The organism is Mesorhizobium sp. M7A.F.Ca.MR.362.00.0.0 (genome assembly GCF_004023175.1).
Taxonomy (GTDB): Bacteria; Pseudomonadota; Alphaproteobacteria; order Rhizobiales; family Rhizobiaceae; genus Mesorhizobium.
Genome location: NZ_RZTF01000004.1, coordinates 18,734 through 30,276, shown reverse-complemented (window position 1 = coordinate 30,276; position 11,543 = coordinate 18,734). Strand labels below are relative to the sequence as shown.

Below are 11,543 nucleotides of genomic sequence, written 5' to 3'. Positions count from 1 at the left end.
TCTTCGTCCTGCGCTGGCTCTATCTGCAGTTCCGCCATGGCGCCGATCACGCTGCCGCGCCCAACCGCGTGGCCGCCGCCGTCTGGGGCACGGTCGCCGGGTTCACCAGTTTCGTCGCCCATGTCGGCGGCCCGCCCTTCCAGGTCTATGCCTTGCCGATCCGGCTCGATCCGAAGGTTCTGTCGGGCACCGCCGCGATCTTCTTTGCCGCCACCAATGCGCTGAAGCTGGTGCCCTATTTCGCGCTCGGCCAGTTCGACACCGCCAATCTGACGGCATCGGCGGTGCTGATGCCGCTGGCGCCGCTGTCGACCATTGCCGGGGCCTGGCTGGTGCGGCGGATGCGGCCGGAAACCTTCTATCCCTTCACCTATGCAACCGTCGCGGTCGTTGCACTGAAGCTGCTGTGGGATGGCATCGCAGGTCTGATGTAGAAAGGCGGCTGCGCCGCCGCCCGTCATCAGGGTCAGGCAGCGCTCGGCACGAGACGGCGGTTGGCGCCAAAGGCCAGTGTGGCGCCGATCAAGACGGCTAGCACCATCCCGGCAAGGATGCCGATGTCATGCACGGTCGGCTTGAGCACCATGTCGGCAATGATGACCACCATCACGGCATAGTCGAAGCGCGCCGCGCTCATCATACGCTGGCCGATGGCAAGAACCTCTGGTGTGACGCCCTCCTTGGCGATCATTGCGCCCATGCGCTCGCCGGTCGGTTTGAAGATGAACATGCCGATCGAAAAGGTCGTGGCGTAGCCGGCCAGGCCGATGAGGATCCACAGGTCGGAGAAGCCGACCCAGAACCAGCACATGATGAGGCCAAAAATCAGCGTCAGCATCGACATCGGCGCGAAGAACCTGCCGCCCAGCTGACCGCTCGCGCGCATTGCCTGCAGTTTTTCCTCTATGTTGCCCGCCCGCTCGGCAAGCATTCCCAGCAGGAACAGCACGAAGCCGCCTCCGACCCACAGAATGGCGGTAGTGACGTGGAGGAATTTGACGATCGAGTACCAGTCCATGGGTTGCTCCTGCAGTGTTCCGGTCAGGTTGCGGCGGCGCTGATTTGCGCCGGCCGTCAGAGGAGCGGGCGTTTAGCGTGGCGCCTGTTTCGGAACGATGTCGCGAAAAAACCGGATCTGTTTCAGGCAATGAAGAAGCGGCTGAGATAGTGAACGCGCTATCTGATTTCCTGCTAATGTACGAATCGTCAGGGGGGTCGGCGCGACATCGTCCGGAAACATCGCCGATGCTAGCGCGCTAACGCCGGGAGCCCGGTGGCGACAACAATCGCCTGACGATCAACCCATTCCCACAACGGGAAAAGGCAATTCGGGGGACAGGCATGCAAGGGGTAGCACGGAATTTCTTCACACTGGCCGTCATCTATTCGCTGTGCGGCATGGCGCTCGGCCTGCACATGTCGATCAGCCAGGATCACGGTCAGATGCCGACTCACGCCCACACGATGGTGGCCGGATGGCTGATGTCGGCGGTCTTCGCCTTCTTCTACCATTTGTTCCCTGCCATCGGGCAGAAGACGCTCGCCACCGTTCATTTCTGGCTGACCGCAATCAGCGGCATCGGCCTGCTGATCGGCCTCTATTTCCTGCTTGCCGGCAATGCCGCGATCGAACCGCTGGTGGCGGCCTCCTCGATGGGCTTCTACGCAGCCATGCTGCTGTTCGCCTTCATCGCCTTGCCGGCGATCTGGAAGACGGCCTGAGCTGGACCTGGGGTAAGGTGAGGCTGTGCCGGCGATCTGGAGGACAGCCTGAGCTAGCCTGACGCAGGAGATGCTGTCCTGTTACGGCACAGTATGGCGGCGTTCGGTCAAAAAACATCCGCGCCGTTAAGGCTTCATTAAGCTTTACAGGTGTTTACTATGTTCATCCAGTGATCTGGATTCTTACCGAGTGGCTGGAGCCACTTTGTTTGACGCCTCCCTGTTAAACTCCTGAGAGCCGCCTTATCCGCGGCTCTTTTTTTGTCTTCATTTCCCTTTTTGTCCGCGTCTCAGCGGGGCCGCCCAATGGCGGCTCGCCGTTAACCTTCTGTTAAACATGTGCTTGCCTTCGCCGGTGACGAAGCGCATTTTCAAGCTTCAGTCAGATAGGGTTCCGGGTGTATCGGCAGGGAGCCGAATCGGCCGGTTGCAAGTGCAGGGGCGTATCAATGAACGAGCCTTCGAAGGGCAGTGCAAAAACCGTCAAGTTGGCGGAGCGCCGGGTGTTCTCGCAATCCTTCAAGCCGCTTTACCAGGAAGGCATGGGCCTGGTCGAACAGGCCGCCGAATATCTCGACGGCAAGGGCCGGGCCGAGGCAAAGAAACTGTCGCGGCTGGGCGCCACGCTCTATGCGGCCGAATCGATGCGGCTGACCACCAGGCTGATGCAGGTTGCGTCCTGGCTGCTTTTGCAGCGCGCCGCCAATTCCGGCGAGATGACCCGCGACCAGGTCGCGTCGGAAAAGTCCAAGGTGCGTCTCGACACCGCTTCCGCCCATGACGAAGCCGCCGGCTGGGCCGAGTTGCCCGAGGATTTCCTCGATCTCGTCACCCGCTCGCTGCGCCTGCAAGCACTGGTGCGCCGCATGGACGAGGAGATCTATGGCTCGGGCGCCTTGGTCGACATGCAACCGATGGCTCGCCGCCTCAATCCAGTTTCCGACCAGATCAGCCTGCTCAACACGGCTTTCGCTCGGGGTTAGACCACGGTCTGTCTTCTGTTTCCGGTTTGTTCACATTTCGCTGGCATCGCTGTGGGCCGGAGGTAAAGTCGGCAAATGGCGGAAGCGATTCGCATCATCGGTATCGATCCTGGGCTTCGACGCACCGGCTGGGGCATCGTCGAAAGCCTCGGCAATTCGCTGCGCTTCATTGCTTCCGGGACCGTGAAGTCCGAGGATAAGGCGGCGCTGGCAACGCGGCTGTGCCAGCTGCATGACGGGCTCGCCGAAATCCTGCACAGCGCGATGCCGCACGAGGCGGCGGTTGAACAGACCTTCGTCAACAAGGACGCGGTGGCAACGCTGAAGCTCGGCCAGGCGCGCGGCATCGCCATGCTGGTGCCGGCGCGTGCGGGTCTCGTCGTTGCCGAATATGCGCCCAACGCGGTCAAGAAGGCAGTGATCGGCGTCGGCCATGGCGACAAGAAGCAGATCCACATGATGGTGAAGGTGCTGTTGCCAAAAGCCGTCTTCGATACCGAACATGCCGCTGATGCGCTCGCCATCGCCATCTGCCACGCGCATCACCGGCAGAGCGTGGCCTACAGGATGGCGCTGGCCGGCTAGCTACGTTCTTGACTTGTTCACGCTGCAGGGATAAGTAATACCGCAGAGGTATTACCATGCGCGTGACCACCAAGGGGCAAGTCACAATCCCCAAGCCGATAAGGGACCGTCTGGGCATCGCCCCGGGCTCCGAGGTGGAGTTCGTGGCCACCGACGAGGGCGTTCGGCTGGTTGCCGTCAACGAGAACCTCTCCCAGGAAGAGAAATTGCGCAGGTTCAGCGATGTCCTCGACCGGATGGAGGGGACGTTGGATCTGGGAGGCATGACCACCGATCAGTACATGGAGTGGTTGAGGGGGCCGCGTGAAGATCTCGACGTTGATTGACACAAATGTCCTGATCGACGTTTGGGGTCCAGCCGGACCGCTGAAAGGATGGTCGGCATCGGCAATCGCCTCCTGCCGCCGCGACGGCGCGTTGGTGGTCAATACGATCGTCTGGTCCGAGTTGGCGCCGTTGATCGCGACGGAAACGGCGCTTCGAAAAGCAGTCGACATGCTTGGGATGGATCGCGAACTTGTACCTTGGGACGCGGCATTCCTTGCGGGCGTCACGCATTCCCGCTATCGCCGGGCTGGTGGCGTCAGGGAAAGAACCTTGCCTGATTTCTTTATCGGCGCTCACGCGACCGTCGCTGGACATCGTCTTTTGACCCGCGACGCTGCTCGCTACCGCAGCTATTTTCCCGACCTCGACATCATCTCTCCTGAAACGCACCCATGAGGGCCTATCTTCCATGAAAGATCTGGCATGATCGGCAAGCTCAAGGGCACGCTCGACGAGGTCGACGAGGATCATTGCCTCGTGGACATCCATGGCGTCGGCTACGTCGCCTATTGCTCGGCGCGCACGCTGGCGGCGTTGCCTTCGCCGGGCGAAGCGGTGGTGCTGTTTATCGAGACCTATGTCCGCGAGGACATGCTGCGCCTCTACGGCTTCCAGTCGGTGCTGGAACGCGAGTGGTTCCGGCTGCTGATGAACAATGTTCCGGGCGTCGGCGCCAAGGTGGCGCTGGCCATCCTGTCGACGCTGGCGCCGGCGGATCTCGCCAACGCCATTGCGCTGCGCGACATTGCCATGGTTTCGCGCGCGCCCGGCGTCGGCAAGAAAGTGGCCGAGCGCATCGTCACCGAGTTGAAGAACAAGGCGCCGGCCTACGCCGGCACCGCCTCGGGCACCATCGGCCTGAAACAGGAACTCGGTGACGGCGTGGCATCCGCGCCCATCACCGACGCGGTCTCGGCGCTGGTCAATCTCGGCTATTCGCGCGACACCGCCGCCAATGCTGTGGCGGCGGCGCTGAAGACGGCGGGCGAGGATGCCGATGCGCCAAAGCTGATCCGCTTCGGGCTGAAGGAACTGGCGCGGTGAACCGTCGCTTGTTCAGCTCCTTGCCGTGTGCAAGGAAGGCGTCATGAGCCTGTCGCCCCGCCTGATTGCGCCGGAAAAACGCGGTGAGGATGCCGAGCAGACCTTGCGGCCGCAGACGCTCGACGATTTCGTCGGCCAGGCGGCGGTGCGGGCCAATCTCAAAGTGTTCATCGAGGCCGCCAAGGGCCGCAACGAGGCGCTCGACCATGTGCTGTTCGTCGGGCCGCCCGGTCTCGGCAAGACGACGCTGGCGCAGATCATGGCGCGCGAACTCGGCGTCAATTTCCGCTCGACCTCGGGTCCGGTCATCGCCAAGGCGGGCGATCTTGCCGCCCTGCTGACCAATCTCGAGGAAGGCGACGTGCTGTTCATCGACGAGATCCACCGGCTGAGCCCGGCGGTGGAGGAGATCCTTTATCCGGCGATGGAGGATTTCCAGCTCGACCTGATCATCGGCGAAGGACCGGCGGCGCGTTCGGTCAAGATCGACCTTGCCCGCTTCACGCTCGTCGCTGCCACCACGCGGCTCGGCCTGCTCACCAATCCGCTGCGCGACCGTTTCGGCATTCCGGTGCGGCTCAACTTTTACACGGTCGAGGAACTGGAGCAGATCGTGCGGCGCGGCGCGCGCATCCTGCAGATGCCGCTCGGCGACGACGGTGCGCTGGAAATCGCGCGGCGTGCGCGCGGCACGCCACGCATCGCCGGCCGGCTCTTACGCCGCGTGCGCGATTTCGCCTCGGTGGCCGGCGACGGCCATGTCGACCGCAAGATCGCCGACGAGGCGTTGACCCGGCTGGAAGTCGATGCGCTCGGCCTCGACGCGCTCGACCGGCGGTATCTCAGCATGATCGCGCGCAATTTCGGCGGCGGGCCGGTCGGCATCGAGACGATCGCCGCCGGCCTGTCCGAGCCGCGCGACGCCATCGAGGACATCATCGAGCCCTATCTGATCCAGCAGGGCTTCATCCAGCGTACACCGCGCGGCCGCATGCTGACGGCCAATGCCTGGCGCCATCTCGGCATCGACGCGCCGAAGGATCTGGCACAGCAGCAGATCAACCTGTTCCAGGAAGAGTAATTTTCCAGTGCGCCGCCCGTCGTCTCGGGTATTGGCTCAGCATTGCGTCGGTACGTTTTTTGAATGCGCCCGGAATCTTCTCGGTCGATCTTGGCTGAGCGATCAATGCAGCCCGCGGATCACGTCCATCACATCCGGCTCGGCCTTGTCGTCATTGAAGGCGTCGACGATGCCGAAGGCGCCGCCATAACTCCACACCGACCATGAGAAGCCATGTGCTTCGGCACGCCCGATCATGTCCCTGATATAGGCGGCCCGGTACTCGGCGGGCATCACATAGGAATTGCCATATTCCTGGCGGATCATGCCGAACTCGCCCAGCGAGATGTTTTCCGGCTTGACGCCGTTGGCCTTCGCCCATGCCTCGACCTTTTTGAACGGCGCATCCATCAAGCCGAGCAGCTTGTCGAGGCTGTCCATGCTGGCGACCTGTTCGTCGAGATAGGCAAGCAGGCCGCTCTGCCGTGTCCACGGCGCCTCGGCCTTGATCCTGGCGCGGATGGTGTCGAGCGTCACGTCGAGCTGTGCCTTGGGCACCGCGCTCAGCGGGTAAGGCAGGCCGGTCACGTAGGGGATGAAGTCGCCGGCCCAGGTCGCTCCCTGATGGGTGAGCAGGAACGGATCGTAGGAATGGAATGTCCAGATGACATTGTCATCAGGGATCGTCTTCGGATCTATCTTTTCCAGCGAGTTCGCCGCGGAATAGCATGCGCCGGTCAGCACTAGTGTCAGTTTCGTCGCCGAGGATCGCGCCGCGGCGAACAGTTTGCGCTGGCGGTCCGGCCACAGGCTGGTGCCGTCGCTGTCGCAGTCGACGATCGGTTCGTTCATCGGCTCGAAGGCAACCTGGGTGGGGTCTTCGCCGGCCAGCGTGCGGGCCATCTTGCGGACCATCTCGACATAGGCGTCGAAGGTCCGCGGGTCGTCCATCACTTGCGCCATGCCGATCTTGCGGCTGCCGCCGGCAGGGATCAGGTGCATGTCGACGACGACCTTCAGGCCGGCGCGGTTGATCATGCGCACGGAGTCCAGCACGCTGGCATAGAGGTCGTCACGCAAGGCCACGGTCTGGTCGGATAGGAAAGGCGAAGGATCGACCGGCATGCGCAGGAAATCGAGGCCGGCATCCTTCAGCGCCTTGAGGTCGTTCTCCCCAAGGAATTTCCGCCATTCCGGATAGGGCAGGATGGCTTTGGCGTCGCCCCACTGGTCTTCGCCGGGCCATGTGACCCATTGGTCGAGGTTGAGGCCGCGCTTCATCGAGAATGTCGCGGCCTGGCCAGGCAGCGCCGAAGCCACGAGCACGAACAGCGCCGCCGTCAAACTCTTGATCATCGCCGTCAACAGTGCCATCCGATGTTATGTTCCGCGGGAAACTGGTGCCTCGTCGGGGCTGAAAAAGGAAGTGCAATGGGCGATCATGGTGAATCGGCGACGCTGCTGGCCGGGCTTTCCGGCGCGCTGACGGCGTTCGGCCACCGGCTGATGGCGCGGGTCTATTATGCCGACACCGATTTCTCCGGCGTCGTCTACCATGCGCGCTATCTCGAATTCTTCGAACGCGGTCGCTCCGACTATCTCCGGCTGACCGGCGTGCACCACACAGAGCTTGCCGATGGCAGGCATGGCGAAAGAATAGTCTGGGTGGTGCGCCGCATGGAGATCGACTTTCGCGGCCCCGCCCGCATCGATGACATCCTGACGGTCGACACCCGCACCGAGGAGATTTCCGGCGCGCGCATCTTCATGGCGCAGCAGCTCAAGCGTGGCGACGAACTGCTGGTCGAGGCCAAGGTCGAAGCGGCGATCATCGGTGAGAATGGCCGCCCAAGGCGTTTTCCCAGAGAATGGGTGGCGGCATTCATGCCTAGGGTGTGCTGAGATTCAGGTGATGCCGACCTGCAAACAGCAGCTCCTGCGCTTCCCCGTTCTACCGCATCGCGGTAGAACTGTGCTCACGTACGAAAAGTACGCTCCGCTCCGGTTCTCGGGATCTACCGTTTTCGGCTTGGCCTGACCTGAATCTCAGCACACCCTAGGCGCAGCCATTGAATTGATGGCCTTGCCATTGGGCGTGGCAATGCGCCGCGCCTTATATACTAACCCATCCTTAACCATAACGGTTCATGAAGAGATTGGTGAAGATTGGCGTTATCGAACGCCTTCCTTTCACCAATATTTGCCCCGAAAAGGCCGATAACGGCACAGTTTGGGGTTGTTCCGGTAGCTTCGTGCGAACCGACCACAAGGGATGCCAGGGGCCAGCCGCCAGCTTCGCCCGGAAAATCTTAAGGACGTAACGATGGAAAATATCGCACTCGCCGACCCGGGCGCGCAATTGTCGGTTTGGTCGCTGTTCGTTTCGGCCAGCTGGGTTGTCAAGCTGGTCATGATCGGCCTGCTCTGCGCCTCGGTCTGGACCTGGGCGATCATCGTCGACAAGCTGGTTTCCTATGCCCGCATGCGGCTGGCGCTCAACCGGTTCGAACAGGTGTTCTGGTCGGGGCAGTCGCTGGAGGAGCTCTACCGCACGCTCGCCGACCGCAAGACCACCGGCATGGGCGCCATTTTCGTCGCGGCCATGCGCGAGTGGAAGAAGAGTTTCGAGAAGGGCGCCAAGTCGCCGCTCGGCCTGCAGACCCGCATCGACAAGGCGATGGACCTGGCGCTGACCCGCGAGATGGAAAAGCTGGAAGGCCGCCTCGGTTTCCTCGCCACCACCGGCTCGGCGGCACCTTTCATCGGCCTGTTCGGCACCGTCATCGGCATCATGACCTCGTTCCAGGCGATCGCCGGCTCCAAGAACACCAGTCTCGCCGTGGTTGCGCCCGGCATTGCCGAAGCGCTGCTGGCGACGGCCATCGGCCTGCTGGCCGCCATTCCGGCCGTCATCGCCTACAACAAGTTGTCGTCCGACGCGAGCAAGATAGCCGTGCGCATGGAAGGGTTCTCCGACGAGTTCTCCGCCATACTCTCGCGCCAAATCGATGAAAAAGTGGCCCCCAAGGCCTGAGGAGTAGCAGATGGGTATGTCCATGGGCATGGGAGGACGCGGCGGGCGCGGCCACAGGCGGCGCGGCCGTCACCATGCGCTGATGTCCGAGATCAACGTCACGCCGATGGTCGACGTGATGCTGGTGCTGCTGATCATCTTCATGGTCGCCGCACCGATGCTGACGGTCGGCGTGCCGATCGACCTGCCGGATACGCAGGCCAAGGCGATGAATGCCGACACGCAGCCGATCACCGTCTCGATCAACGCCGCCGGCCAGATCTATCTGCAGGAAACCGAGATCCCGATCGAGGAGCTGGTGGCCAAGCTGCAGGCGATCTCGAAGACCGGCTATGAGGAGCGCATCTTCATCCGCGGCGACAAGTCCACCGACTATGGCACGGCGATGAAGGTAATGGCCCGCATTTCGGCCGCTGGCTACAAGAACATCGGCTTGGTTTCACTGCAGGAACAGGACCAATAGACGCGCGATGAAGACCGGCCTCACCACATCGGTGATCTTGCATACGGCGGCGCTGACCTTCGGCCTGTTCACGCTGACGGCGCCGGCGGCACTTCCGTCGTCCGACGTCGAGTCGGTGGCGGTCGATATCGTGCCCATGGAAGCCATTGCGCAGACGTTGCAGGGCGACAAGAAGGCCGTGATGCATGAAAAGCCGGCACCTGTGCCGACGCAGCGCCCGGACATCGTTCCGGACGCGCAGAAGGTCGGCGAGAACAGCGTCGACACCGACAAGCCGATAACGCCGGAAGCCAAGCCGAAGCCCGTCGACATGACCTCGGCTCCGCCGACCCCGATCGAAAAGCCGAAGCCCGAGGACGTGCCGAAGCCGCAGGAGAAGCCCAAGCCCACCCCGGCAACGGAAGTGGCGCCGGCGCCGACGCCCAAGGAAGAGGTCAAGCCCGAGCCGGTCAAGCAGGCCGACCCCAAGCCGACACCGGCCAAGCCGGCGCCAACCCCGCCACCGCAGGACAAGACTGCTGCCATCGATCCGACGCCCGAGGTCAAGCCTGACGCCGTCGCTGAAGCCATAGCGCAGGAGCCGCCCGCCGAGGCGACGCAGCTGCCGGATTCCGCTCCCGCGCCGGAAGCGCGGCCGAAGCCGCAGCCGGCGCAGGCCGAAAGCGCCAAGGCGCCGGAACGCAAGAACGCCGACAAGCCGGTCAAGGAAGCGTCGTCGAAGCCGAAGTCCGATGACAAGCAATTCAACGCCGACGAGATCTCCGCGCTCCTCGACAAGCAGAAACCATCCGGCGGTGGCGCCAAGCGCTCGACCCAGCAGGCGTCGCTCGGCGGCGACAAGGATCAGGGCCAGAAGCTTTCCAGGTCCGAAATGGGTGCTCTGGAAAGCCAGCTTGGCGGCTGCTGGACCCTTCCCGCGGGCCTTGAAGGTTCCGAGAACTTCGTCGTCGTGGTGCGGTTCAACCTGGATGGCTCCGGCAAGCTGGATGGACGCCCGGCGGTCGAAACGTCGAGCGGAAACCGCCAGTTTGACGAAAGTGCCGTTCGTGCGGTGCAAAAATGCGATGTCACTGGCCTGCAAGTTCCCGCCGGCAAGCAGGACATCTGGGCCGACGTCCGCGTCACCTTCGATCCAAGGGAGATGCTGGGCCTCTAAGGCCCGGGTATCCGGAAATCAGTACGAGAAGCGAGAAGACATGAAATCAATCCTCAAGCCGCTCCTGATGGTCGCAGCAATGGCGATGGGCATGACCGCTGCCAGCACATTGCCGGCGCTGGCGCTGGTCGAGCTCAACGTCAACAAGGGCAATGTCGAGCCGCTGCCGATCGCCATCACGGATTTCCAGGGCGGCGACGCGCTTGGGGCGCAGATTTCGCAGATCGTCACCGCCGATTTGAAGCGTTCGGGTCTGTTCGCGCCGATCGACAAGAGCGCCTTTATCGAGAAGATCACCAACCCCGATGCAGCACCGCGCTTCGACGACTGGAAGGTGATCAACGCGCAGGCGCTGGTCACCGGCAGCGTCAGCAAGGAAGCCGACGGCCGCATCCGCGCCCAGTATCGGTTGTGGGATACCTTTGCCGGCCAGCAGATGGCTGGCGAGCAGTTCTTCGCCAACGACGCCAATCAGCGGCGCGTCGCCCACATCATCGCCGACGCCATCTATGAGCGGCTGACCGGCGAAAAAGGCTATTTCGACACCCGCGTCGTCTTCATCGACGAATCCGGCGCCAAGAATGCGCGCAAGAAGCGCCTCGCGATCATGGACCAGGACGGCGCCAATGTGCGCTATCTCTCGGACGGCAGGTCGATCGTGCTGACGCCGCGTTTCTCGCCGAACCGGCAGGAAATCACCTACATGTCCTATGAAAGCGGCCAGCCGCGGGTCTACCTGCTGCAGATCGAAACGGGGCAGCGCGAACTGGTCGGCAACTTTCCGGGCATGACCTTTGCGCCGCGCTTTTCGCCCGACGGCCAGAAGGTGATCATGAGCCTGCTGCGCGACGACGGCAATTCCAACATCTTCGCCATGGACCTGCGCAGCCGCTCGACGACGAGGCTGACCAACTCGACCGCCATTGACACCTCGCCGTCCTATTCGCCCGATGGCAGCAAGGTGGTGTTCACCTCCGACCGTGGCGGCCGCGCGCAGATCTACGTGATGGGAGCCGACGGCTCGGGCCAGACCCGCATTTCCTTTGGCGACGGCGTCTATTCGACGCCGGTATGGTCGCCGCGCGGGGACCTCATCGCTTTCACCAAGCAGACCGGCGGCGAATTCCAGATCGGCGTCATGAAGACCGACGGCTCGGGCGAGCGCATCC

The 11,543-nt window shown here is 62.9% G+C and carries 14 protein-coding genes and 1 pseudogene (1 of these 15 cut by a window edge); 13 read left to right on the top strand and 2 right to left on the bottom strand.

Annotated elements, in window-relative coordinates; translation table 11 throughout:
* Positions 1-434: pseudogene (locus EOC06_RS01115) on the top strand (sulfite exporter TauE/SafE family protein) (it extends 317 nt beyond the left edge of the window).
* A 32-nt stretch (positions 435-466) separates the two neighbouring features.
* On the opposite strand, the gene EOC06_RS01110 reads toward EOC06_RS01115, so the two are convergent.
* The gene (locus EOC06_RS01110) at positions 467-1,018 is read right to left on the bottom strand and encodes a DUF2269 family protein (RefSeq protein WP_128306864.1); all 552 of its coding nucleotides are present in this window, start codon (positions 1,016-1,018) and stop codon (positions 467-469) included.
* A 323-nt stretch (positions 1,019-1,341) separates the two neighbouring features.
* Here EOC06_RS01110 and EOC06_RS01105 point away from each other — a divergent pair, with 323 nt between their 5' ends.
* From EOC06_RS01105 to ruvB, 7 genes are all read left to right on the top strand, one after another.
* Positions 1,342-1,722: a hypothetical protein gene (locus EOC06_RS01105; protein WP_127268487.1), complete on the top strand. Its 381-nt coding sequence runs from the start codon at positions 1,342-1,344 to the stop codon at positions 1,720-1,722.
* A gap of 449 nt (positions 1,723-2,171) precedes the next feature.
* On the top strand, positions 2,172-2,705 hold the full coding sequence (locus EOC06_RS01100) for a DUF1465 family protein (RefSeq protein ID WP_127320883.1): 534 nt from the start codon (positions 2,172-2,174) through the stop codon (positions 2,703-2,705).
* Positions 2,706-2,780: 75 nt separating this feature from the next.
* Positions 2,781-3,290 carry a crossover junction endodeoxyribonuclease RuvC gene (gene ruvC, locus EOC06_RS01095; protein WP_127320884.1) on the top strand — a complete coding sequence of 170 codons (510 nt, stop codon included), beginning with the start codon at positions 2,781-2,783 and terminating at the stop codon, positions 3,288-3,290.
* Between the two features lie 56 nt (positions 3,291-3,346).
* Positions 3,347-3,616 carry an AbrB/MazE/SpoVT family DNA-binding domain-containing protein gene (locus EOC06_RS01090; RefSeq protein WP_027162524.1) on the top strand — a complete coding sequence of 90 codons (270 nt, stop codon included), beginning with the start codon at positions 3,347-3,349 and terminating at the stop codon, positions 3,614-3,616.
* Complete coding sequence (locus EOC06_RS01085; RefSeq protein WP_127320885.1) at positions 3,594-4,013, top strand: type II toxin-antitoxin system VapC family toxin; 420 nt, start codon at positions 3,594-3,596, stop codon at positions 4,011-4,013. Before EOC06_RS01090 ends, EOC06_RS01085 begins: the two co-directional genes overlap by 23 nt.
* 27 nt (positions 4,014-4,040) lie before the next feature.
* Positions 4,041-4,661 (top strand): Holliday junction branch migration protein RuvA, encoded by a 621-nt coding sequence (gene ruvA / locus EOC06_RS01080; protein WP_013529140.1) that lies wholly within the window; start codon positions 4,041-4,043, stop codon positions 4,659-4,661.
* A gap of 43 nt (positions 4,662-4,704) precedes the next feature.
* Positions 4,705-5,742: a Holliday junction branch migration DNA helicase RuvB gene (gene ruvB / locus EOC06_RS01075; protein WP_128306863.1), complete on the top strand. Its 1,038-nt coding sequence runs from the start codon at positions 4,705-4,707 to the stop codon at positions 5,740-5,742.
* Between the two features lie 102 nt (positions 5,743-5,844).
* Here the strand turns inward: ruvB and EOC06_RS01070 are convergent, their stop codons facing one another.
* A complete protein-coding gene (locus EOC06_RS01070) occupies positions 5,845-7,095 on the bottom strand; it encodes a glycoside hydrolase family 5 protein (protein ID WP_128306862.1) in 1,251 nt (416 codons plus the stop codon).
* A 57-nt stretch (positions 7,096-7,152) separates the two neighbouring features.
* Here EOC06_RS01070 and ybgC point away from each other — a divergent pair, with 57 nt between their 5' ends.
* The 5 genes from ybgC to tolB all read left to right on the top strand — a co-directional run.
* The gene (gene ybgC, locus EOC06_RS01065; RefSeq protein ID WP_128306861.1) at positions 7,153-7,623 is read left to right on the top strand and encodes a tol-pal system-associated acyl-CoA thioesterase; all 471 of its coding nucleotides are present in this window, start codon (positions 7,153-7,155) and stop codon (positions 7,621-7,623) included.
* A 421-nt stretch (positions 7,624-8,044) separates the two neighbouring features.
* Positions 8,045-8,755, top strand: a complete 711-nt coding sequence (tolQ, locus tag EOC06_RS01060) for a protein TolQ (protein WP_013529145.1) — start codon at positions 8,045-8,047, stop codon at positions 8,753-8,755.
* Between the two features lie 10 nt (positions 8,756-8,765).
* The gene (gene tolR / locus EOC06_RS01055; RefSeq protein WP_023811855.1) at positions 8,766-9,218 is read left to right on the top strand and encodes a protein TolR; all 453 of its coding nucleotides are present in this window, start codon (positions 8,766-8,768) and stop codon (positions 9,216-9,218) included.
* 7 nt (positions 9,219-9,225) lie between these two features.
* Positions 9,226-10,374, top strand: coding sequence for a TonB family protein (locus EOC06_RS01050; RefSeq protein WP_128306860.1), 1,149 nt, complete (start codon positions 9,226-9,228; stop codon positions 10,372-10,374).
* A gap of 40 nt (positions 10,375-10,414) precedes the next feature.
* A partial coding sequence (gene tolB, locus EOC06_RS01045) for a Tol-Pal system beta propeller repeat protein TolB (protein WP_245469272.1) occupies positions 10,415-11,543 on the top strand: 1,129 nt, incomplete at its 3' end.